At 60.3% G+C, this 22,145-nt stretch carries 20 protein-coding genes; 15 read left to right on the top strand and 5 right to left on the bottom strand.

The genetic code is table 11. The features are described from left to right. Positions 1–41 precede the first annotated feature (41 nt). From EDF61_RS12245 to EDF61_RS12235, 3 genes are read left to right on the top strand one after another with little or no spacing between them, the layout of a single operon-like run. Positions 42–2,702 (top strand): bifunctional acetate--CoA ligase family protein/GNAT family N-acetyltransferase, encoded by a 2,661-nt coding sequence (locus EDF61_RS12245; protein ID WP_133834269.1) that lies wholly within the window; start codon positions 42–44, stop codon positions 2,700–2,702. A gap of 51 nt (positions 2,703–2,753) precedes the next feature. Beyond that, positions 2,754–3,341 carry a DUF5998 family protein gene (locus EDF61_RS12240; RefSeq protein ID WP_105656760.1) on the top strand — a complete coding sequence of 196 codons (588 nt, stop codon included), beginning with the start codon at positions 2,754–2,756 and terminating at the stop codon, positions 3,339–3,341. A 2-nt stretch (positions 3,342–3,343) separates the two neighbouring features. Continuing rightward, positions 3,344–4,528, top strand: coding sequence for an alkaline phosphatase family protein (locus EDF61_RS12235; protein WP_133834268.1), 1,185 nt, complete (start codon positions 3,344–3,346; stop codon positions 4,526–4,528). Between the two features lie 89 nt (positions 4,529–4,617). Here the strand turns inward: EDF61_RS12235 and sepH are convergent, their stop codons facing one another. Further along, on the bottom strand, positions 4,618–5,685 hold the full coding sequence (gene sepH, locus EDF61_RS12230; RefSeq protein ID WP_133834267.1) for a septation protein SepH: 1,068 nt from the start codon (positions 5,683–5,685) through the stop codon (positions 4,618–4,620). 260 nt (positions 5,686–5,945) lie between these two features. Between sepH and EDF61_RS12225 the strand changes: the two genes are divergently transcribed. Beyond that, positions 5,946–6,245 (top strand): DUF4193 family protein, encoded by a 300-nt coding sequence (locus tag EDF61_RS12225; protein WP_105656757.1) that lies wholly within the window; start codon positions 5,946–5,948, stop codon positions 6,243–6,245. An 87-nt stretch (positions 6,246–6,332) separates the two neighbouring features. On the opposite strand, the gene EDF61_RS12220 is transcribed toward EDF61_RS12225, so the two are convergent. Beyond that, positions 6,333–6,866 (bottom strand): DUF3093 domain-containing protein, encoded by a 534-nt coding sequence (locus EDF61_RS12220; RefSeq protein ID WP_133834266.1) that lies wholly within the window; start codon positions 6,864–6,866, stop codon positions 6,333–6,335. 140 nt (positions 6,867–7,006) lie between these two features. Between EDF61_RS12220 and dut the strand changes: the two genes are divergently transcribed. The 4 genes from dut to EDF61_RS12200 all read left to right on the top strand — a co-directional run bounded on the left by dut (position 7,007) and on the right by EDF61_RS12200 (position 9,376). After that, complete coding sequence (gene dut / locus EDF61_RS12215) at positions 7,007–7,465, top strand: dUTP diphosphatase (RefSeq protein ID WP_133834265.1); 459 nt, start codon at positions 7,007–7,009, stop codon at positions 7,463–7,465. A 38-nt stretch (positions 7,466–7,503) separates the two neighbouring features. Then, on the top strand, positions 7,504–8,205 hold the full coding sequence (locus EDF61_RS12210) for a DUF3710 domain-containing protein (protein WP_105656754.1): 702 nt from the start codon (positions 7,504–7,506) through the stop codon (positions 8,203–8,205). Between the two features lie 3 nt (positions 8,206–8,208). Beyond that, positions 8,209–8,583, top strand: a complete 375-nt coding sequence (locus EDF61_RS12205; RefSeq protein ID WP_133834264.1) for a hypothetical protein — start codon at positions 8,209–8,211, stop codon at positions 8,581–8,583. 61 nt (positions 8,584–8,644) lie between these two features. Further along, positions 8,645–9,376, top strand: a complete 732-nt coding sequence (locus tag EDF61_RS12200; RefSeq protein WP_286172233.1) for a DUF3159 domain-containing protein — start codon at positions 8,645–8,647, stop codon at positions 9,374–9,376. Here EDF61_RS12200 and EDF61_RS12195 read toward each other — a convergent pair. Next, positions 9,373–10,038, bottom strand: coding sequence for a potassium channel family protein (locus EDF61_RS12195; protein ID WP_105656752.1), 666 nt, complete (start codon positions 10,036–10,038; stop codon positions 9,373–9,375). The genes EDF61_RS12200 and EDF61_RS12195 overlap by 4 nt on opposite strands. A gap of 16 nt (positions 10,039–10,054) precedes the next feature. Beyond that, entirely contained in the window at positions 10,055–10,732 is a 678-nt protein-coding gene (locus EDF61_RS12190) for a potassium channel family protein (protein ID WP_133834263.1), read from the bottom strand. Between the two features lie 145 nt (positions 10,733–10,877). On the opposite strand from EDF61_RS12190, the gene EDF61_RS12185 reads away from it, so the two are divergent. From EDF61_RS12185 to acnA, 3 genes are all read left to right on the top strand, one after another. After that, complete coding sequence (locus tag EDF61_RS12185; RefSeq protein WP_208294267.1) at positions 10,878–12,872, top strand: APC family permease; 1,995 nt, start codon at positions 10,878–10,880, stop codon at positions 12,870–12,872. A 30-nt stretch (positions 12,873–12,902) separates the two neighbouring features. Further along, on the top strand, positions 12,903–14,225 hold the full coding sequence (locus EDF61_RS12180; RefSeq protein WP_133834262.1) for a class I SAM-dependent RNA methyltransferase: 1,323 nt from the start codon (positions 12,903–12,905) through the stop codon (positions 14,223–14,225). 191 nt (positions 14,226–14,416) lie between these two features. Beyond that, positions 14,417–17,125 (top strand): aconitate hydratase AcnA, encoded by a 2,709-nt coding sequence (acnA, locus tag EDF61_RS12175; protein WP_133834261.1) that lies wholly within the window; start codon positions 14,417–14,419, stop codon positions 17,123–17,125. 96 nt (positions 17,126–17,221) lie between these two features. Here acnA and EDF61_RS12170 read toward each other — a convergent pair whose 3' ends face one another. Beyond that, positions 17,222–17,836: a class I SAM-dependent methyltransferase gene (locus EDF61_RS12170; RefSeq protein WP_105656748.1), complete on the bottom strand. Its 615-nt coding sequence runs from the start codon at positions 17,834–17,836 to the stop codon at positions 17,222–17,224. A gap of 94 nt (positions 17,837–17,930) precedes the next feature. On the opposite strand from EDF61_RS12170, the gene EDF61_RS12165 reads away from it, so the two are divergent. The 4 genes from EDF61_RS12165 (at position 17,931) to EDF61_RS12150 (ending at position 22,136) form a co-directional block, all read left to right on the top strand. Continuing rightward, the gene (locus tag EDF61_RS12165) at positions 17,931–18,785 is read left to right on the top strand and encodes a phosphotransferase (protein WP_133834260.1); all 855 of its coding nucleotides are present in this window, start codon (positions 17,931–17,933) and stop codon (positions 18,783–18,785) included. 168 nt (positions 18,786–18,953) lie between these two features. Continuing rightward, a complete protein-coding gene (gene dxs, locus EDF61_RS12160) occupies positions 18,954–20,921 on the top strand; it encodes a 1-deoxy-D-xylulose-5-phosphate synthase (RefSeq protein WP_105656856.1) in 1,968 nt (655 codons plus the stop codon). A 65-nt stretch (positions 20,922–20,986) separates the two neighbouring features. Continuing rightward, on the top strand, positions 20,987–21,538 hold the full coding sequence (locus EDF61_RS12155; RefSeq protein ID WP_286134572.1) for a DUF402 domain-containing protein: 552 nt from the start codon (positions 20,987–20,989) through the stop codon (positions 21,536–21,538). A 28-nt stretch (positions 21,539–21,566) separates the two neighbouring features. Continuing rightward, on the top strand, positions 21,567–22,136 hold the full coding sequence (locus EDF61_RS12150) for a hypothetical protein (RefSeq protein WP_133834259.1): 570 nt from the start codon (positions 21,567–21,569) through the stop codon (positions 22,134–22,136). Positions 22,137–22,145: the final 9 nt, after the last annotated feature.

Below are 22,145 nucleotides of genomic sequence, written 5' to 3'. Positions count from 1 at the left end.
GCATCTGGGCGCAACGCCGAACTGCCGACTATCCTAAGCCTATGGTGGATCGTAAACTTTCGGCGGCATATCCGGCGCATTGGGAAGCAGATGTTGTGCTTCGCGATGGGACAACTGCACACCTGCGGCCGATTACTCCGCAGGATGCCCAAGCGCTCCAGGAGATGCACAAGCAGCAGTCTGAGACGTCAGTCTACTTACGCTATTTTACGTATAAGTCGTCACTGACCCCTAAAGAGCTCGAACGGTTCACCAATGTCGACCATGTGAATCGCGTCGCCTTCACCGTGGTTCGTGGCGCAAGGATCATCGGCGTCGGCCGCTACGACCGCTTGGATGACCCGCGGGAGGCGGAAGTCGCCTTCAACGTCTCGGACGAATACCAGGGCACCGGTATCGGCTCGATCCTCTTGGAGCATCTGGCCGCGGCGGCCCGTGAAAACGACATCGAGAAGTTCTCGGCCGAGGTTCTTCCAGAGAACCGGAAGATGCTCACCGTCTTCTCCGATGCCGGGTACGCGGTCGCACGGCATTTTGAAGACGGCGTAGTCATGCTCGAATTTTCCATCAGTCCCACCGAGAAATCCCGCGAAGTGACCGAGGCGCGAGAACACCGCGCCGAGGCGAGCAGTGTTGCTGCTCTTCTGGCGCCTAGGTCCGTTGCCGTCATCGGAGCCAGCCGCACCTGGGGCAAGCTGGGGCACGACGTGCTGGAACAAATTGTGGAATCCGGGTACACCGGTGCCGTGTATGCGGTGAACGATGCGGCCTTGGAAGTGGGCGGCATGGTGGCCTATGGGAAGATCACCGAAATCCCGGGACCGGTGGATGTCGCCTTCCTGTGCATTCCGCGCGAAGGGGTCATGGAAGCCATCGGGGACTGCGCCACCCACGGGGTCAAATCCCTGGTCATCATGACCACCGGCTACGAAACTCCGGAAGGGTTGAGTGCCCAGCGTGAACTTGTGTCGCTGGCTCGTGCCAACGGCATGCGGGTGGTAGGGCCGGGTTCTGCCGGGCTGATGAATACCGACCCGCAGGTGAAGCTGTATGCCACCGGAAGCCACCAAGTTCCGCCATCCGGAAACGTCGGATTCTTCACCCAGTCGGCCGCCATGGGCACAATCATCCAGGGTGTGGCCTTGCAGCAAGGTGTTGGCCCCAGCAGCGCCATTTCCGCAGGCCTGCGCGCTGACGTATCCGGCAACGACGCGATGCAGTTCTTTGAAGACGACCCGCGTACCCACGTCGTCGCGTTGTACCTGGAATCCTTTGGCAACCCACGCAAGTTCGCACGCATCGCCCGGCGTCTGGCCCGCAGCAAGCCTGTGATCGTGGCTAAATCCGATGTGATGGGCCGCCGCCTTCCACCGGGCCACTCGGTGCGCGTAGGCCAAGCGCCACCAGGTGCAATGAACGCAATTCTTCGCCAGTCTGGCGTGATTCGCGTGCGTTCATCAGAAGAGCTGCTGGATGTCACGGCCCTGCTTTCGGTCTTCCCTGCGCCGAAGGGCCCGAACGTTGCGATCCTGTCCAACTCCTCGACCATTGCAGAGGTGGTGTGCGACGTCGCCGAGGACAGGAACCTGAACACCGTCGTGCAGAGCGAAGAGCTGGACTACAGCATGGGCCAGTCCAAGGCCATTCCGGTGCTGCGCGCCCGGATCAAGGAACTGGTGGAAGACCCGCAGGTCCACACCATCTTGCTGGCGCACCTGCCCTACTCGGAGCTGGATACCAGCGCAGTTCTGAAGGTCGCCAAGGAGTTCATTGGCCAGCCAAAACCAGTGGTGGCATTGGTTCCGGGCCTGGCGGATACGAAAATTACTGGCGGCCTGAAGCAGGGGATTCCGGTATACACCTCGCCAACCACCGTCATCGGCGCCCTGGCCAAGGCCTATGGATACCAGCAGTGGGTTGACGTTCCCTACGAGCCGATGAAGGATCCAGCTGGAATCGACGTGGACGGTGCCGCGGAGTACCTTGATGAATTGGTGCAGACCATCTCGGGGACCAACCTGCTGGAATTGGACGACGCGCAGGTGCAGAAGCTGCTGGACTTCTACGGGATCAAGTTCCTGTCCCATCGGGTGGTGCACACCGCAGAAGAAGCTGTTGCGGCGGCCGAAGAATTCGGCTGGCCGGTGGCACTGAAAGCCAACGACCCTGATCTGCGCCAACGCCTGGACTTGGGCGGCGTGCGCTTGAGCATCCCGGACAAGCAGAGCCTGGAAGCGAACTTCACGCATATGAAGTCGCTGATGGCGGTTTACGGCGTGGACTCCCTGGAAGTGCAGAGCATGGCTCCTGCTGGCCAGGCTTGCGTGGTCAAGGCCGTGGAAGACCCGTTGCTTGGTCCAGTCATTTCCTTCGGGCTCAGCGGCGATCCGGTAAACCTGCTCGATGATTGGGCCCACGGCGTGGCGCCGTTCTCCACCCATGATCTGGAACAGCTCATCCGCCGTCCGCGCAGCAGCGTGCGGCTCTTCGGCTACCAGGGATTGCCGGCGGTGGATCTTGATGCCCTGAAGGACTTCATTACCCGCGTCTCGCTGTTCAAGGACAACCATCCTGAAGTGACCGTTGCCAAATTCGCGCCGATCACCGTTGCCACCGATTCGTTGAGCGTGCTGGCGGTGAACATCCAGATCAGCAACGCTGAGCAACGCACAGATAGCGTCCGCCGGGCATTGCGTAACTGAGCGCAATCGCCGAAACGTGAATTGCCTGTGGCGACTGAGTAGAATTGGGGCATGAGTTCTCCAACGTATTCGACCACTCCTGGCGCTGAGCTTCAGCATGATCTGGTCCGTGCGGGTTTTTATCCGCAGATGGTCCAAGATGTACTGGCTGAAGCCATGATGGGCCAACCAGTGCTTGACCACTATGTACATCTGGAAACTCACTTCGACCATACCGAAGTGCACCGCCATATCACCGTTATGGTGATGAGTGAAAAGGTGCTTTTCATTGTGCACGTCGATGACCAGCAGCTTGACGACCACGGCAAGGACGTCATGGCGCAGGTCTCCGTCGAAATGATTTCCCTGGCCCGCATCGCCTCGGTTGCCACCAGTTACGTCTACCACCAGCCGCAGCATTACTCGGCCGCTGACCCGGTCAAGGAATTGACCTTCGGACTGTCCTGGAACGGAACCAAGCGGATTGATCTGGCCCCTGCCGCCTGCGCCGATCCGCAGTGCGATGCCGACCATGGGCTGAACGGCACCTCGCAGCCTGAGGACTTGGTCATCCGCGTCAGCGCCGAGGCCGACGGCCAGCAGGCCGTGAACAAGGCCCGGGAATTCGCTGTCCGCTTGCGCCTGGCCACGATCGCCTGAGCATGATCGAGGAACAGAAACGCAGCAACCTGCCTGTCCCGGCACAGAAAATCCCGGACGCGCCCAAGTACGGCCAAGCTACGCTGTCGGAGATCCTTCCGTCGGCAGCCGCTGCAATGGGCGTTCCGGGCTACGAGAACGCTTTGGGCTTTGCACCGACAAAACGTGTGGCACTGATTATGGTTGACGGACTGGGCTGGAACCAGCTCAAAAGCCATCTCGGGCATGCACCCTTCCTGCGCGGCCTGTTCGAAAAGGGGCAGAAGCTGGGAACGGGATTCCCTTCCACCACCGCGACGTCCCTGAGCAGCCTGGCCACGGGCCTGGCTCCCGGCGAACATGGAATGGTTGGCTATGACGTCATCGATCCGGCCAAGCGCCGTGTAGTTAACCAGCTCGGAGGATGGCCAGGGGACTTGGACCCCGAAGCGTGGCAGACTCGCCCGACCGTTTTCCAGAAAGTCGCCGAGCACGGCATCCACGTGGCTACCGTGTCTATTCCGATGTTCGCCAAGTCGGCCCTGACTCGCGCCTCGTTGCGCGGCCCCAAATTCGTGCCGGCGAACCAGCCTGCGGCCCGTGCGCGTGCTACCCGAACCATTTTCGAGTCGAACCGCAATTCGCTGGTCTACACGTACTTCAATGAATTGGACAAGGCCGGACACAAATTCGGCGTGGACTCCAGCCAATGGCGGGACACGCTCGAAGAGTTGGATTACGTCATTAAGAACCTGGTCTCCAAGCTGCCAGAAGAAACCACGGTGCTGATTACCGGTGACCATGGAATGGTGGACATCCCCGCATCCCAACGCATCGACTACAGCCAGCAGCCGGAGCTTATCGAAGGCGTGGAGCTGACCAGCGGCGAACCTCGTGGAGTCCAATTGACCTTCGACACGCAGACCGACGCGGCTAGCCGGTTACGCGTACGCGAGGCCTGGCAGCAGGCCTACGGCACCAAAGCCTGGGTGATGACGCGCGAGGAAGCCATTGAACTGGGCTACTTCGGCGCCATTACCGAAGAGCATGCAGCCCGGCTGGGTGATCTGATGATTCTGGCAGCGGAAGCTATCGCTTTCTACGACGGCCGACGCGTTACGCCGATGGCGTTTGACATGGTAGGGCAGCACGGATCGCTCACTGCGGGGGAGCGCTTCATCCCGCTGCTGGTGCACCGCACCACCTAGTTCTCAACGGAACAAGCGCATACGGGTGCGGGAGCAGCATTGAATCAATGCTGCTCCCGCACCCGTATGCGCTCTAGCCCGGCGGCGCGTCAGGAATCGGTGTCCTTCTTGCGTTTGCCGAACATGATGTCATCCCAGCTGGGAACCGAAGACCGCTTGGCCTTGCGCGGAGCGGACTCCTCGGCATTCTGCTCGGACGGCTTGTCCTCAGCGCTGCTCGCACCGCCGGCATCCTGATCGGTGACGACCACCAGCTGCGAAGTGCGTGCCGAAATTCCTTGCGGAAGGTGCGGCAGCGAGTCCTCATCGTCGGCGTCGTACTTGCTCATGCTGCGTTCGATGATCTCGTTGTAGCGTGACTCGCGCTCCGGATCCTGGTCCTTCGTGCGCTGCCCACGACGAGCGTTCAGCAACGTGACCAGTTCTTCGGTCTCATCCGGTTCCGGGGTGCTGGCTGCAGGAGCCGGCTCAGGCTCTGGCTGGTTCGGCGCAGAGACCGGGCGAAAGTATTCAGGGGCCACCTGTTCGCTCAAGGTTTGTGCCCAGCGGTTCAGATTTTTCAACGACTTGCGTGCCGGTGTGAATGCCCACCGCGCACTGTTCGAGGAAGCTTCAGTGGAATCCGAGCCCAGGGACTCGACATTCTCGGTCGGCAGCGGGGAATCGAACTGCACGGTAACGATCCATTGGCCTTCTGGATCTTTCCAGGCGTTCCATCGAGCCGAGTCGGCGTCGATGTGCAGCTGGTGCAGGCGGTGGACCACCATGGAACCAAGATCCGCAGGCTCTTCGCCGAATACTTCGCGGTATTCGGCATCGGTTTGTGGTCCTGAAACCTCGACACGACGTGCTAGCTCGGCGATGTGCTCGCGCTCAGCCAGTACCGGACCTTCGTACTTGACGATGTCCTCGACTGGGATATCCCACTCGAGAGACAGATCGTAGGCGGAAGCACCAGCGCGCACTCGCGCTTGAATTTCGCGCGGCGAATGGACCGAGGACTCCTCACGGTTCCTTGGAGCCCGCGAACGGGCAATTTCGGCCATTGCACTGCGCAGTGCATCGTCAACAGGTAGCTCGAAGCTCATCCCGTCGTCGCTGCTGACCTGCAGGCTGGAACCATTTTCATGAATTCCTACCAGTCTCAGCTGACGCATTCCTACCCTCCACACGCTCTATTTCCTGTGTAAAACTCTGCCACCTCGAGGCCTGAATTCCTACCACCGCGCAGGGTGTGGCGCAAGATTAGTCATCAACCTCACGCAGTAATTCCTTGAACCTTCCGCCCATGGCATAGCCTGGCAAGAACGGGAATGGATGACCCGGAATAACGCTATACTTCTATGCCGGTATAAGTTTTCACCTTGTGAAGCAGCCGGCTAGGACGAAGACCTGCAGGAAAGAGCGAAAAACGATTATGGCAAATGAATCTGCTGCACCCGTGGCAATGTCAGAAGCGGAACGAGCCAAGGAAATCGCTCAGCTCAAGGCAGGCAAGACCGCAGCCATGGCCAACCTGGTCGATGAGGCCGAAACACCCTTGGCTGAGGAATATGTTTTGCCCGGCGGCGAAGCATCGCAGGAAGAAGCGAGCATCGAGATCCTGCCGGAGCAGGCAGACGAGTTCACCTGCGCATCTTGCTTCATGGTGCGTCACCGCACGCAGCTGGCCCGTGAAGACAACGGGCAGAAATTCTGCAGCGAGTGCGAAGGGTAGGAAGCTTACGCAACAGTTCTGACAGCGATGGCGTCCTGGACCGGAAGGTCCAGGACGCCATCGCTTTATTCCATGGAGCCGGGAATGCTATTCGCCTGAAGCGTCTTCTGCCTGTTCCTGCTTGGCTGCTTCGGCCTTGCCTTCCTCGGTGAATTCGTACATCACGCCCGAGAGTGCGGCAGCCAGCTCTTCGGGACGGCGGGTGGAAGTCAGCCAGTACGGCGTGGTGTCTCGCTCGTCGGTCACTTCCATGCGCACGGCACCGTCGATCCAGCCACGCAACAGCATGTAGGCCAAGCCGTGAAGCTTCTGTCCACGCTGCTTGAAAGCTTCGTCGCCACGGTAGCCGACGACGTTGCCGATGTACTTGCGTTCAATGCTGGCCCGGCCAACGGTGACCAGATCATCGGTGACTTCGATGGCTGGCACGCGCAGCAGGAACACCGCGACCAGTGAAATCAAAACTACGCCACCGGCAACCCATCCAAGGATGCTGTTAATCGGTGCTACTGCGATACCTGCGGTGATGGAAATGATGATCGGCCAAATCCAGGTGCTGGCCGATGGCCAGAGCTTTTCGCTGTACAGGACGTTCGAACCCTCGGGGCTGGAATTACTCATGGTTCCAAGTTTAGGCAATATTTCCTGGTTCCATGACCTCGGGGCTGGCGGCAGGGGATTGCCCTGCGCGCGCGATAGAGTTAGCCACGAGAAACTATCGAGTGACTATTTCACATAACTCCGGGGGAAGACCTACACCGATGAGTGAGCCATCAATTTCCATTGCCATCAAGATGCTTGACACCGAACTGCCGGTTCCCAGCTACGCGCATCCGTCAGATGCCGGTGCTGACTTGCATGCTCGCGAGTCGCTGGTGCTGGAGCCTGGCGCCCGCGCGCTCATTCCAACAGGCATTGCGCTGGCCATCCCGCATGGCTATGTCGGTCTCGTGCATCCGCGCAGCGGCTTGGCTGCTAAGCACGGCATTACCGTTGTGAATGCACCGGGCACTGTTGACGCGGGGTACCGTGGTGAGATCATGGTCACCTTGCTGAATACCGACACGTCTGAGTCTTTCGAAGTCAGCCGAGGCGACCGAATCGCCCAGCTGGTAATCCAGAAAGTCGAGCAGGCAGCGTTCATCCAAGTCGATTCGCTGGACGACAGTGCTCGCGGCGCTGGCGGGTTCGGTTCGACCGGCGGATTCAGTTCCAAGTAAGTACCCTTGAGTGCAAGACGAGATTTTCTAAGGACACCATGATTTTCAAGCGCAAGAAAGCCCAAGACCAGCCAGTCGACGCACCAGCTGCTGAGGCAGGCCAGGGTGAGGCCGAGCCGAAGGACGGCCCGTTCGACTACAGCGAGGTCGAGAATACGCAGGAATACCTTGACTTCGGCTCGATCCTGATCAAGCCAGTAGCAGGCTTGAAGGTCCGCATGGACGTTGAAGAGTCCAACAAGCGTGTCATCGCGGTGTCGCTGGAGATCGCCGAGTCGCGTATCCAGCTGATGGCTTTCTCTTCCTCGAAGTCCGAATCGCTGTGGCCTGGCATCAGCGACAAGATCAAGAGCGATATCAGTGCCCAGAACGGCGAAATTTTCACCCGCGACGGCGATTACGGCCAGGAGCTGCTCGCCAAGGTGCCTCAGCAGCTGCCTGATGGTCGCGCCGGGCATGTCGCCCTGCGCTTTGTCGGCATCGACGGCCACCGCTGGTTCCTGCGTGCGGTCATTGGCGGCGCTGCCATTGGAGACGAAGAAGCGGCTGGCATCGTTGACGGGATCCTGCGCACTGTCGTGGTCAACCGCGGCGACAAGCCACTGCCACCGGCCGAACTCCTGCCCCTGAGCGTTCCGGCCAATGCGCAGGCCCGCCCGGCAGGCACTGAGCAGAACCCTGAGCAGAACTCTGAGCTGAAGCGTCCAGAACGCGGACCAGAGATCACCCAGATCGGCTAATGCATGTCGCTGAAGGACAAACCCGTCACTGCGCTGCTTGGCCCCTCGGGCCAAAAGCTCAGCTACCAGCGGCTGGACAGCTTGCAACAGCTGCCTGTCAAGGGCAGGGTGGAGCACACGGGCTACATCCAATCGGTTAGCTATTCCGCGCCACACGTCGCACCCACGCTGACCGCGGTGGTGGTCGACCGGCTCGGTGCGGTGTCTGCTCGTCGCGGGACTGTACCGCATGTGCGTTTGGCGTTCATGGGCCAGAAATCCGTTCCGGGAATCAAGCCGGGCGTGAAGGTGGAATACTCGGGAATGGTCGCTCCCGTGGATCAAGTTCCGACGATCTTTAATCCGCGCTACGTAATCGTGCCGGAGGCCCGCGGGTGATCCGCGCGTTCCCTCAAGGTCTTGGGAACGAGAGCATGCTGGCGTCTAACTGGAAGAAAACATGATGAACAACGACGAATCGCGTCCGGAAGATGGATCCACGCCGGAAGCAGAGCATCCAAGCTTCGCGGAAATGATTGGCTCGAACGCCAACATCGCGCAAAATGCCGACGGCGGGATAGATCTGCTCTCCACCGTCGGTGGCGTGCGCGGAATCCTGGAAACGGTGCTTCCCGGTTTCGTGTTCATCATGGTCTTCGCGCTGACCTCCAATCTGGGCTGGGGGCTGATCGCTTCGATCAGTCTTGGCGTGGTGTTCATGATCATCCGCCTAGCCAAGCGCTCGACGCTGATCCAGGCCGGCTCCGGGCTGATCGGCATCCTGATCTGCGCGTTCGCCGCACGCAATTCAGGCAATGCCAAGGACTACTACATTCCAGGGTTCTACGTATCGGCCGCCTACTTGGCGGGATTGCTGATTTCGGTGATGGCCCGCTGGCCGCTGATCGGCCTGCTCTTCGGGTTCATCCGCAATGAAGGCACCGAGTGGCGCAAGAAACCCGCGCGCTTGCGCCGCTACCAGGTGGCCACCTGGATCATCATTGCTGTTTTCGCGCTGCGCCTTGCAGTGCAGATCCCGATGTACATCGCAGATGACGTCGTGGCCTTGGGCTTGGCCCGCGCCTTGATGGGGGTGCCGCTGTATGCAGCGGGGCTCTGGTTTGCCTGGCTGGTCTCGAAGCCTGTAGCAGAAGCCAGCAACGGGACCAGCCCTCCAGCACAAGCCGTCTAGCGGGTGGCGTCGCGCAGCGTGCGGCGCAACAAGGCTTCGGCTTGCGGGGTGGTGATGAAGAAGATTTCATCGCCACCCTCAATCACATCATCGGCACTGGGCGGGAACGGCGTTTTATCGCGAACCACTGCCATCATGGTGGTGTCTTCGGGCCAGGAGATGCGCCCGATGCTGCGGCCAATCAACGCCGAATCGTGCGGGACTGTGAACTCGACCATGTAGACCTCGCCGGTCTTCAGCGTCAGCAGCCGCACCAGGTCGCCCACCTCCACGGCTTCTTCCACCAGCGCGGTCATCAGCCGCGGGGTGCTGACCGCTACATCTACGCCCCAGGCGTCATCGAACATCCACTCATTCTTCGGATTGTTCACGCGGCCTACGGTGCGCCGGATGCCGAATTCGCTCTTGGCCAGCAACGAGACCACAAGGTTCACCTTGTCATCGCCGGTTGCCGAAACGACCACGTCGTACTCTTCCAGCTGTGCCTGCTGCAAGACAGCTAATTCGCAGGCATCGCCAATCAGCCACTTCACCGCTTCCAGGTCGGCGCGCTCGGCCATTTCCGGCTGCAGGTCGATAAGCAGGACTTCGTGATGGTTGATCACAAGTTCGCGGGCAATGGAGGAACCGACCGAGCCGGCCCCGGCAATCATGACCTTCATGGGGGTGCCTCTCAGATTATTCGTTGGCCTGCGCAGCCGGCGGGCTGGCAAGGATCTTTTCGATGTCCTTGGACTCATCGAGCCGCATCATCACGTGCACCAGGTCGCCGCCCTGCAATCGGGTGCGGCTCTCGGGGATGGTGCCTTCGCCGAAGCGGGTCAGATAGGCCACTCGTACCCCGGCGGCCGCTTCCAGCTCCTTGACCAGCCGTCCATACCAGTCGCGGTGCAGGGCAACTTCGGAAAGCACCAGGCGCCCCGATGGCTCCCGGAAGTCACCGCGCATCGAATAGTCGGGCAGGATCCGGCGCAGCACCTGATCGGTGCTCCAACGGACCGCGGCCACGGTGGGGATACCCAGGCGCTGGTAGATCTCGGCGCGCCCTGGATCGTAGATGCGGGCCACGACATGGGGGACGTTGTAGGTTTCGCGCGATACGCGAGTAGCGAGAATGTTGGAATTATCACCGCTTGATACGGCGGCGAAAGCATAGGCCTCATCGATTTTGGCAGCTTCCAGGGTGTCCTTGTCGAACCCCATGCCGGTCACCGTGGAACCTGAGAAGCCTTTGCTCAGCCGGCGGAAGGCATGCGGGTCCTGGTCAATGACTGCCACGGAATGCCCCGCTGAATCCAGCGTGTGGGCTAGCGAGACACCGACGCGTCCGCACCCCATGATCACGAAATGTGCCACCGAGAACTCCTTGGGTCTACTGCTTGCTGCATGTCCAGTGGCGCACACAAGCTGTGTGCTCCGAATGCAACAATAGCGCTGATCGCACCCAGTTTATCGGTGGTGCAGCACCCATGTGCCTTGCACCCTGCGATAACGTTGTGTCGTGCCTGCATTATTTGACGGTCTGAAGCGGATCTTGGTGGGCCGGCCTTTCAGAACTGAACAGCTGAAAAAGAAGCCGTTGCCACCTAACGTCGCGTTGCCGATTTTCTCGTCCAGCGCCCTGTCGTCCTTGGCGTACGCGCCAGACGAAATCTTGCTGACCCTGGCCATTGCGGGCATCGCGGCCACCGCGCTTTCGCCGATGGTCGGACTTGCTGTCCTTGCCGTGCTGGTGGTGCTGGTGCTGTCCTACCGGCAATCGGTCATGGAGTACCCCTCTGGCGGTGGCGACTACGAGATCGTGAAGAAGAACCTGGGTGCGCGCCCGGGAACAGCGGTCGCCGCTGCGCTGCTGGTCGACTTCGTGCTCACCGTTGCTGTGTCCAGCTCATCAGCTGCCCTGTATCTCGCCGCCATTTTACCTGCAGTGGCCGAGTACAAGGCTTGGGTGGCTGCTGGACTTGTCGCATTCCTCGTGGTCGGTAATCTGCGCGGCAGGGGACAAGGGCGCTGGACCCTGGCCATTCCGGTCTACCTCTTCGTGATCGGCATGCTGCTGCTGGTCGCTATCGGCGGGGTGATGGCGCTGACCGGTACCCTCGGGCTTGCCCCGAGCGCGGATTTCACGATTGTGCCGGAAGAAGAGTTTGCCAATGGGCTGCACGGTGTCGTCGGTGCATTGCTGATCCTGCGTGCTTTCAGTACGGGTTCGGCGGCGCTGACCGGTATCGAGGTCCCGATCTCGAACGTGCAGACCCTGGCCAAGCCGCGGGCCAAGAACGCGGCGCGGATCCTGCTGGTGCTGGGCCTGCTCTCCGGGGTGCTGACACTTGGCACGCTGATGCTTGCCCGTGCCACCGGCATCAAGGTCGTCGCCGACCCGCAGGCCTCATTCTTGCTCGACGGTGCCCCGATCCCTGAAGGGTTTGTGCAGGTCCCGGTCCTTGGCCAGCTGGCGCAAGCCGTGTTCGGCGATTTCACCTTCGGCCTGGTCATTGTTTCGGTGCTGACCATTGCCGTGCTGCTGCTGGCCGGAAACCAGGCCTTCAACTCCTTCCCCCTGCTGGCCAGCCATCTGGCTACCGACGGCTTCCTGCCACGCCAGCTGCGTACCCGCGGTGATCGGCTGGGCTTCTCCAACGGCATATTGTCCCTGGGCGTTGCCGCGATTGCACTGGTGCTGCTGTTCCAAGGCGATGTCACCTTGCTGGTCCAGCTGTACGTGGTGGGCGTGTTCGTTTCCTTTACGCTCAGCCAGCTGGCCATGCTCAAGCACTGGAAACGCGTGCTGGTTCCCATTGCCGACCGCAGGATCCGTGCGGCCAAGCAGCGCAAGCGCCTGCTGAACCTGGTGGGCCTGATCCTATCGGCACTGGTGCTGGTGGTCGTCTTGGCCACCCGCTTGGTCCACGGCGCGTGGTTGGCCGTGCTGGGCATTGCGGCCTTGATGCTGATCATGGATTCACTGCAGCGCCACTACCAGAAGGTTGACGACGAGCTGGCGGTGGATGAGGACGTTGCCGCCACGGCCTTGCCCTCCCGGGTGCATGCACTGGTGCTGGTCTCCACCGTGCGCAAGCCGGTGCTGCGGGCCTTGGCCTTCGCCCGAGCTTCGCGTCCCTCGAAGCTCGAAGCAATCATCGTGGATGTGGAACGAAGCAAAACCGAAAAGACCCTCCGGGACTGGGAACGCCTGCAGATTCCGGTGCCGATCACCGCCCTGGCTTCTCCGTACCGCGATATCCCCGGGGCGCTGATTGAGCATATTCGTTCCATCAAGCGTGAATCCCCGCGGGAACTGATCGTCGTGTACATCCCTGAATACGTAGTGGGCCACTGGTGGGAACAGCTGGTGCACAACCAAACCGCTTTACGAGTGAAAAACCGGCTGCACTATGAACCGGGCGTCTTGATCGCCTCGGTTCCATGGCGCTTGCTCAGTGCTTCGCATGCCCTGGGCGGCGGGCCGACCGAAGAATCTTCGGCACACCGCTGAATTCAATGCTTCTGATGAAAGACAAGATCGATGACTGAAACACCAATGCTCACCGTCCGCCTGGGCAAGATTGCCCATGGCGGCCACACCGTCGCCCGCCATGAGGGCCGCGTGATCTTCGTGCGCCACGGCATTCCCGGAGAACTGGTGAATGTGCGCCTGACGGACAGTGCGCCGGAGGCCAAATTCTGGCGTGCCGACGTCGCCGAGGTGCTCGAAGCCAGCGAGCACCGCGTGCCCCACTTCTGGGATGCCGCTGATGCCCTGAAGCATCGTGACCCGGTGGGTGGCGCAGAGTTCGGCCACATCACCCTTGAGCACCAGCGTGAGCTCAAGTCGCAGGTTGCTGCCGAGCAGATGACCCGTCTAGGCGGCCTGAAGGCGGAGGACTACAACTTCCCTGCGGTGCAAGCGGTCAAGGGCGCGGCCGACGGCCTGGGCTGGCGTACCCGGATGTCCTATTCGGTGGACGCACAGGGCAAGCTCGCGATGAGCGCATTCCGCAGTAACCAGTTGACCGGCATCGCGCAGATGCCATTGGCCCATCCGGCTATCGAGGCCACCGGCTTGTACTCTGTGGACTACAGCGGAATCGAGCGTGTCGAGGCTGCGGTATCCAGCCAGGATGACCAGACCGTGCTGATCCTGCTGGCTGAAGCAAGTACCGGCGCCGCGGCAAAGGTGGCAAAGCAGTTCCCGGAGGGTGTCAATGTCGCCGCTTTCAGCCAGCGGGGCGGCTCGGCGGCTGACGGCAAAGGCAGCTTGCAGACCTTGGCTGGTTCGGCGTTCCTGACCGAAAAGGTACTGGGGGAGAAGTTCCGGATTACCGGTGAAGGCTTCTGGCAGGTGCATCGAGAGGCGGCCAGCCTGCTTTCCCAGCGCGTAGTTGAACTGACCGAGCCAGCCGCTGGCGAGCAAATCGCCGACCTCTATGCGGGTGCTGGCTTGTTCTCCGTCCCGTTGGCTAAGGCAGTTGGCTCCCAGGGCCGGGTCTTCTCAATTGAAGGCGCTCCGGGCACGCATGCCGATGCGAAGAAGAATCTGCGCTCCTATTCGCAGGCCACGGTGATCCGAGGCCGTGTTGAGCGAGTGTTACGGCAGGTCGCCGGGGATGCCTCCCTGGACGCCGTGGTACTTGACCCGCCCCGCACCGGGATCGATAAGCAGGTGGCTGCGGAGCTGGCTTCCATTGCTGCATCCCGGATTTGTTACGTGTCCTGCGACCCTGCGGCTTTCGCCCGTGATACCGCGCGTTTGATGGGCCGCGGCTACGAATTAGAGCATATGGAGATTCACGATTTGTACCCGCATACCCACCATATGGAGTCCATCGGGTTCTTCGTGCGCCGTTAAACACCTGAAATTGTCCGATTAGACACGAATTCGGATGAAAATTTATTCCGAGGAGTCTTTTTATGAGCTTAGGCGATAGACTGGTTTTAGCTCTGCCACGCTAGGAGCCTGACTATCTCAGTTAGGAACTCCTAACTGGAATTACAGTGTGCGTGTGCAACAGAATGAGTGTCTGGCGAGAGGAGTCCCACGTGAGCAATGTGGACAGCTTCGGTGCCAAGGGCGTACTTGACGTCAATGGAACCGAATACGAAATTTACCGACTAAATACGGTTGAAGGCTCGGACAGCCTTCCTTACAGCCTTAAGGTTCTTCTTGAGAACCTGCTTCGCACCGAAGACGGCGCGAACGTAACCAACGAGCACATCAATGCACTGGGTCAGTGGGATGCTTCGGCTCAGCCGAACACCGAAATCCAGTTCACCCCTGCACGTGTGCTGATGCAGGACTTCACCGGCGTGCCTTGTGTCGTTGACTTGGCAACCATGCGCGAGGCCGTCAAGGACCTCGGCGGTGACCCAACCCGCGTTAACCCGCTGGCACCAGCCGAAATGGTCATCGACCACTCCGTGCAGATCGACACCTTCGGTTTCGAAGGCGCTGTCGAGCGCAACATGGAGATCGAGTACCAGCGCAACGGCGAGCGTTACCAGTTCCTGCGCTGGGGCCAGACTGCATTCGATGACTTCAAGGTCGTCCCACCGGGCACCGGTATCGTGCACCAGGTCAACATCGAGTACCTGGCACGCACCGTCATGACCCGCGAGGTCAACGGCGTACTGCGCGCTTACCCGGATAGCTGCGTAGGCACCGACTCCCACACCACCATGGTCAACGGCCTGGGCGTGCTGGGTTGGGGCGTTGGCGGCATCGAAGCCGAGGCAGCAATGCTCGGCCAGCCTGTCTCCATGCTGATCCCACGCGTTGTCGGCTTCAAGCTGGCTGGCTCGATCCCAGCTGGCGCCACCGCAACCGACGTGGTGCTGACCATCACCGAAATGCTGCGCAAGCACGGCGTTGTTGGCAAGTTCGTTGAGTTCTACGGCGAAGGCGTGGCAGCAGTGCCACTGGCCAACCGTGCAACCATCGGCAACATGTCCCCAGAATTCGGCTCCACTGCCGCGATGTTCCCGATCGACGATGTCACCCTCGACTACCTGCGCCTGACCGGCCGCAGCGACGAGAACGTGGCACTGGTCGAGGCTTACGCCAAGGAACAGGGCATGTGGCACGATCCAAGCCGCGAGATCCGTTTCTCGGAATACCTCGAGCTGGATCTGTCGACCGTGGTTCCATCGATCGCCGGCCCGAAGCGTCCACAGGACCGCATCGAGCTGTCTTCCTCGAAGGAACAGTTCCGCAAGGACCTGCACAACTACGTATCGAACGCCGACGACACCCAGGGCGCTGGCCGCCCGTCGGTAGCCGTCGATGTCACCAAGGAAGATGGCACCCAGTTCACCCTGGACCACGGCCTGGTTTCGATCGCTTCGATCACCTCGTGCACCAACACCTCCAACCCTTCGGTCATGCTGGCCGCAGCCGTACTGGCTCGCAACGCAGCTGACAAGGGCCTGACCTCCAAGCCATGGGTCAAGACTTCGGTCGCGCCAGGCTCGAAGGTCGTTACCGAGTACTACGAGAAGTCCGGCCTGCTGCCATACCTGGAGAAGCTCGGCTTCTTCGTTGTTGGCTACGGTTGCGCAACGTGCATCGGCAACTCCGGTCCATTGGATGCCGAGATCTCCGAGGCCATCAACGCCAACGACCTCGCAGCTACCGCAGTTCTTTCGGGCAACCGCAACTTCGAAGGCCGCATCAACCCAGACGTGAAGATGAACTACCTGGCTTCCCCGCCACTGGTCATCGCCTACGCACTGGCTGGCACCATGGACTTCGACTTCGAGACCGACGCACTGGGCCAGGACGCCGAGGGCAACGATGTCTTCCTGAAGGACATCTGGCCATCGCCTGTCGAGGTCCAGGAGATCATTGACTCGTCGATCGACAAGGAAATGTTCGCCAAGGGCTACGACGGAGTCTTCGAAGGCGACGCTCGCTGGAAGGCACTGGACACCCCGGAGGGTTCGACCTTCGCATGGGACGAGAAGTCGACCTACGCACGCAAGGCACCGTACTTCGACGGCATGACCGCCGAGCCCCAGCCAGTCCAGGACATCAGCGGCGCTCGCGTGCTGCTGAAGCTGGGCGACTCGGTGACCACCGACCACATCTCGCCTGCAGGTTCGTTCAAGTCGGAAACCCCGGCTGGCCGCTACCTGATCGAGAACGGCGTGGATCGCAAGGACTTCAACTCCTACGGCTCGCGCCGTGGCAACCACGAAGTCATGATCCGCGGTACCTTCGCCAACATCCGCATCAAGAACCAGCTGCTGGACGGCGTCGAGGGTGGCTTCACCCGCGACTTCACCCAGGCTGATGCTCCGCAGGCTTACGTCTACGACGCTGCAGAGAACTACAAGGCTGCCGGCACCCCGCTGGTCGTTCTTGGCGGCAAGGAATACGGCTCGGGCTCCTCGCGTGACTGGGCTGCCAAGGGCACCGCATTGCTGGGCGTCAAGGCCGTCATCACCGAATCATTCGAGCGTATCCACCGCTCGAACCTGATCGGCATGGGCGTTCTGCCGCTGCAGTTCCCAGAGGGCGAATCCGCTGATTCGCTGGGTCTGACCGGAACCGAGACCTTCGCTGTCTCCGGCGTGACCGAGCTGAACAACGGCACCACCCCGAAGACCCTGAAGGTTACCGCAACCGCACAAGACGGCAAGGTTACCGAGTTCGACGCAGTTCTGCGCATCGACACCCCAGGTGAAGCTGACTACTACCGCAACGGTGGCATCCTGCAGTACGTACTGCGCCAGATCGCCGCTGCCAACTAGCAGATCCACCTCGGCTCCGGTCGAAGCGAATCTCTAAGTAGTTCCGCATCGCGGGAAAACCTGAGACCCAAGGCAATTGCCTTGGGTCTCAGGTTTTTAACCAGCCTTTTGCGCACTCAGCTGACCATGGGTGCGGGCCGTGGACCGGGTGCGGGTGCCAACTTCCAGCACGCTGAAGCCTGACGTTTCCAACAACAGCTCCAATTCCCCGGGCGGCCAATACCAGGCCGGGGCGACCTGGTGGCCAAAGGCTTCTAGCTGATCCCCGGCAAAGAATCCGAGCAGCAGCTTGCCGCGTGGCTTGAGCACCCGGGCAAACTCGCCCAACAGCTGCGGAAGCTCGGCTGGAGGAGCATGGATTACCGAGTACCAGGCGAGCACCCCGGAAAAATGGTGGTCTTCGAACGGCAACTGTGCCAAGTCCGCACGCAGGAAATCGGGCTTCTGGAAGTTGCGCCGTGCGAAGTGAAGAAACTCCGGAACGAGGTCAACGCCTGTAGCCGGCCGATGGGCATCGGCGATGAACTGTGTCCAATGCCCAGGCCCGCAGCCAGCGTCCAGGACCGGCCCCTCCAGCTGCCCCGCCCACGCCGCAATCAGCTCCCGGTCTTCAAGCTCCGCCTGCTCGGGCGAAGCGAACAGATCGATATAGGCGCTGGCGAGACTCGAATAACTCGCTGAGACGTGATGAGGATCGAAGGAAGATGGCATACGCTCAGCTTAGCGCCGCCCGCAGGGAGCCTGGAGATCAATTGCTAGACTCGGGAATCACTTCCAGAAAACTGTTGGCGGAGAGGAACTTCCGATGACGTCACCTGCCCTTGAAGATCTGCTGAATGCGGGCCAAGTGCACCAAGTGCGTTCCTGGCTCGGAGAGGCAACAGTCGTTTCGGACATGTCTTGGGGGCTGACAGACATTAAAGTCCTCCATTTGGATGCAGCCGGAAAGCACTTCGTGCTCAAGACCGCGGGCGAAAGCAACCATCACATCATCCGGGAGCTGGAAGCACATCGCCGGTACACGCGTGTACTTGCCGAAGCCGGGCTGGCCGCGCGGCTGCGTTTTTCAAGCGACGTGCACCGCCTGGCAGTGCTGGACTACCAACCCGGAGAACTGTGCGTAGGGACAGAAAATGAATACGCGCCGGATTCGCATCGACAGGCGGGACACGCGCTCAGGTTGCTGCACGATCAAGAACAGCGTGTTGCTCATGGCTACGAAGCCCGGCTGACGGCAAAATTCCTTCAGCTGCTTGAACGCAAGCACCGCATCGGTGCTTCACGGTGCCGGCAGATCAGGGACCTGTTCACCAGCTACGAGCCTAAATCCGTGGCCGTCGTCCCAACGCACGGAGACTGGCAGCCTCGTAATTGGCTCGTAGACCAAGGAAAACTGAAAGTCATTGATTTTGGACGTTTTGAATTCCGTCCAGCTTCCAGCGACTTCGCGCGACTCTCACTACAGCAGTGGGTGGGGCATCCGGAGCTGGAACAAGCCTTCCTTCAGGGCTACGGCTATGATCCGCGCGAAGAATTATCATGGAAAATGATGCAACTACGTGAAGGCCTGGGCACGGCCGTCTGGTCTTATGAAGTTGGAGATGAATCCTTCGAAGCGCAAGGGCTGCAAATGCTGGCCGATACGCTGGACCGCAACTAGGCTCGCACGCGAACGGGCACATGCGTTCGGGGTAGTGAACGTCATTGCTAGGAAATTAGCACCAGCACGGACGTTGACGGATAATGAAAGAAGCCTTGAACGCGGTAAACTAGGTATTTCGCATGGGCTTTCCAGCCTATTGTCGGCGAATTTGTGAAGGGGATGAACGTGTCTTTATTGAAGACCATCAAGAAACCAAGTGACCTGCGGGCGCTTACCCTCGAGCAGCTCGACGACTTGGCGGAGGAAATCCGCGGCTTCCTCATCGACAATGTTGCTCGTACTGGCGGCCATTTGGGTCCCAATCTCGGTGTTATCGAGCTGACCTTGGGCATCCATCGTGTCTTCGATTCCCCAACTGACTCCATCGTCTTCGATACGGGACACCAGTCGTATGTGCACAAGCTGGTTACCGGACGCCAGAATTTCGAGACCTTGCGCCAGCAAGGAGGCCTGTCGGGCTACCCTGACCGCGGTGAATCAGAACACGATGTGGTTGAGTCCTCCCATGCTTCCTCCTCGCTGTCGTGGGTTGATGGAATTTCCCGCGCCAACAAGCTGATGAATAACAATGACCGCTACGCCGTAGCCCTGGTGGGCGATGGCGCCTTGACCGGCGGCATGGCCTGGGAAGCAGTCAACAACATCGCTGCCGACAAGGACCGCAAAGCAGTCATCGTGGTCAACGACAACGGCCGCTCCTACGCCCCGACCATCGGCGGCCTGGCCAACCAGCTTTCGGGACTGCGCCAGCAGCTGGACAAGTTCCGTACCCACCCGGCCTACGAGAACGCCATGGACAAGCTCAAGGTCAAGCTCAAGGGATCCGGGCCAGTAGGCGATTTCACTTACAAGTCCCTTCACGCCACCAAGAAGGGCATCAAGGACTGGTGGGCACCGCAAGGCCTGTTCGAGGACCTGGGCCTGAAGTACATCGGCCCGATCGATGGCCACAACCAGCGCGCAGTAGAAGAAGCGCTGCAGCAGGCCAAGCAGTACGCGGGCCCAGTGCTCGTGCATGCCCTGACTGAGAAGGGCCACGGCTACGCTCCGGCCCGCGCCGATGAAGCTGACCAGTTCCACGCCGTTGGCGTTATCGACCCAATCACCGGTCTGCCGGTTTCCAAGTCCAGCGCGCAGAGCTGGACCAGCGTCTTCGGCGAAGAGATCGCGGCGGTGGCCAACGAGCGCGAGGACATTGTGGCGATCACCGGTGCCATGCTGCAGCCAGTGGGCCTGAAGAAAATGTCCCAGGAACACCCTGAACGCGTCATTGACGTGGGCATCGCCGAACAGCACGCCATGACTACTGCCGCCGGCCTTGCCTTTGGCGGACTGCACCCGGTGGTCTGCGTCTACGCGACCTTCCTCAACCGTGCCTTTGACCAATTGCTGATGGACGTGGCCCTGCATAAGGCAGGTGTCACCATCGTGCTGGACCGCGCTGGAGTCACCGGCCCGGACGGCGCCAGCCACCACGGCATGTGGGATATGGCGCTGACCCAGATCGTGCCTAACCTGCATCTGGCTGCGCCGCGCGATGCCGACCGCCTGCGGGAGGAACTGCGTGAAGCCCTTGACATCAATGATGCGCCAAGTGTCGTGCGATTCTCCAAGGGCTCGGTGGGTGAACCCATCGAAGCTGTGGACCGCCTGCCAGATGGCGTGGATGTTCTGGCACGCTTGGGGGACCGTTCCGCACCGGATGTTCTCATCGTTTCCGTGGGCGCCATGAGCGAGCTTTCGCTGGATGTCGCAGAACGACTGAACAGCCAGGGCGTATCGGTGACCGTGGTGGATCCTCGTTGGGTTCTACCAATGCCAACCTCGGTGATTTCACTGGCAGCCCGTCACCGCATTGTGGTCTGCATCGAAGATGGCGTCCGAGCCGGCGGTGTGGGTTCGCGCTTGCGCACCGAAATGCGTGCAGCGGGTGTCGATACGGCTCTGAACGAAGTAGGTTTGCCTACCGAATTCTTGGCGCACGGAACTCGTGCTGAGGTCTTGGACCGCGTTGGACTGACTGCACAGCAGGTAGCCCGCGATACCCTGGCGCAGGTTCTGGGAACCAAGGTTCCATTCGCCCGGCCCCTCCCTGGACAAGACCTGCCTACCGGTCAGATTCCGAAGCTGTGAGCTCACCGTCCGGCTGCCCGGTAGACCTGCCCCGTAGCCCAGAAACTATCGCCGAGGGTTCCTTGGTGGTAGCGCGCGCCTGGAAGTATGATTCCAGCCCGCACTGGGTGGTGCCCGGATTTTATCTCGGACAGGACAAATACGGACATTGGCTTCACCAGCCGGCCGGCGCACTGGTAGCCCGTCCGGGCACCGCACACTTGGCAGCGAGTAATGCGCTCTGCCTGATTCCACACTCGGGCCAGTGGATTGCCACCCTCTATGCGGATGCACTGGAAGATTTTGATGTCTACATCGACCTGTCCAGCAACATCGGATGGCGACGGATGAAGCGTGGCGCTTGGGAAGTCAACTCCATTGACATGGATTTGGACGTGATTCGTTCACGTAGCCAAGGCGTGTTCCTTGATGATGAAGATGAATTCGCCGAACATGAAATAGGCATGAACTATCCAGCTTCCCTAGTTCGTAGTATTGGAAGAGAAGCTGGACTGTTGCTCGGCACCGTGATCAACAACGATGCACCGTTCAATGCCGAACACCGCGCCACCTGGCAATCCAAGGCTGAGCGCCTAGCCGCACAGCTTGCCGAAGCCTCCAAAAATTTAGATAACTAAGCACACCGTAGACCCAAGGGGTAATCACATGGCGATCATTCGCACCTACCGGATGAACGAAAAGAACGAACTGGAATTCCGCGAGGCATGGTTCCAGCAGTTCGAGGACGATGAATTGGGTCAGTTCGTGATCAATCACGGCACCGTGGGACATATGTCCAAGACCAATGAAGTCCAGGACGTAAACACCGACCGCGCCGACGAATTGTTCGCTGGTTTCGCTGAAGCCTGTGCTGCCGAAGGCTATGCAGAGATCAAGGAAGAAGATCAGTCGTGGGTTATCGTGCAGTACGCGCTGAAATCCGCAAATGGCACCGAGCGCGACCAGTACCTGGACAAGAAGGCCAAGGAAGCGCTGACCGGCCACTTGGCATGGCGCGGACTTGGCACGGTGGAGTCCAGCGATTTCGGTAACCGAAAGCTGAACATCCGAGTCCTATCACCAGCTCCAAAGCTTGCAGTCGCTGCGATCAAGACGTGCATCCGCGAAGCCAAGCTGGACTTCACCAAGATGAGTATCGGTGTTGCGCCCTATGCGGAATTGAACAAGCTGAAGATGGCGCACCCGATGCCACCAAAGCCGATGTCCATCGACTGATCACGAATG

This window comes from Arthrobacter sp. JUb115 (assembly GCF_004365035.1).
Lineage (GTDB): Bacteria > Actinomycetota > Actinomycetes > Actinomycetales > Micrococcaceae > Glutamicibacter.
The sequence above is the reverse complement of the archived record's forward strand: the minus strand, read 5'-3'. Positions and strand labels throughout refer to the sequence as shown.

What these genes read in the sequence shown, in the direction of transcription:
- EDF61_RS12245 (WP_133834269.1), top strand. Translation starts at nt 42, where the DNA reads ATGGTGGATCGTAAACTTTCGGCGGCATATCCGGCGCATTGGGAAGCA.
- EDF61_RS12240 (WP_105656760.1), top strand. Translation starts at nt 2,754, where the DNA reads ATGAGTTCTCCAACGTATTCGACCACTCCTGGCGCTGAGCTTCAGCAT.
- EDF61_RS12235 (WP_133834268.1), top strand. Translation starts at nt 3,344, where the DNA reads ATGATCGAGGAACAGAAACGCAGCAACCTGCCTGTCCCGGCACAGAAA.
- sepH (WP_133834267.1), bottom strand. Translation starts at nt 5,685, where the DNA reads ATGCGTCAGCTGAGACTGGTAGGAATTCATGAAAATGGTTCCAGCCTG.
- EDF61_RS12225 (WP_105656757.1), top strand. Translation starts at nt 5,946, where the DNA reads ATGGCAAATGAATCTGCTGCACCCGTGGCAATGTCAGAAGCGGAACGA.
- EDF61_RS12220 (WP_133834266.1), bottom strand. Translation starts at nt 6,866, where the DNA reads ATGAGTAATTCCAGCCCCGAGGGTTCGAACGTCCTGTACAGCGAAAAG.
- dut (WP_133834265.1), top strand. Translation starts at nt 7,007, where the DNA reads ATGAGTGAGCCATCAATTTCCATTGCCATCAAGATGCTTGACACCGAA.
- EDF61_RS12210 (WP_105656754.1), top strand. Translation starts at nt 7,504, where the DNA reads ATGATTTTCAAGCGCAAGAAAGCCCAAGACCAGCCAGTCGACGCACCA.
- EDF61_RS12205 (WP_133834264.1), top strand. Translation starts at nt 8,209, where the DNA reads ATGTCGCTGAAGGACAAACCCGTCACTGCGCTGCTTGGCCCCTCGGGC.
- EDF61_RS12200 (WP_286172233.1), top strand. Translation starts at nt 8,645, where the DNA reads ATGATGAACAACGACGAATCGCGTCCGGAAGATGGATCCACGCCGGAA.
- EDF61_RS12195 (WP_105656752.1), bottom strand. Translation starts at nt 10,038, where the DNA reads ATGAAGGTCATGATTGCCGGGGCCGGCTCGGTCGGTTCCTCCATTGCC.
- EDF61_RS12180 (WP_133834262.1), top strand. Translation starts at nt 12,903, where the DNA reads ATGACTGAAACACCAATGCTCACCGTCCGCCTGGGCAAGATTGCCCAT.
- EDF61_RS12170 (WP_105656748.1), bottom strand. Translation starts at nt 17,836, where the DNA reads ATGCCATCTTCCTTCGATCCTCATCACGTCTCAGCGAGTTATTCGAGT.
- EDF61_RS12165 (WP_133834260.1), top strand. Translation starts at nt 17,931, where the DNA reads ATGACGTCACCTGCCCTTGAAGATCTGCTGAATGCGGGCCAAGTGCAC.
- EDF61_RS12150 (WP_133834259.1), top strand. Translation starts at nt 21,567, where the DNA reads ATGGCGATCATTCGCACCTACCGGATGAACGAAAAGAACGAACTGGAA.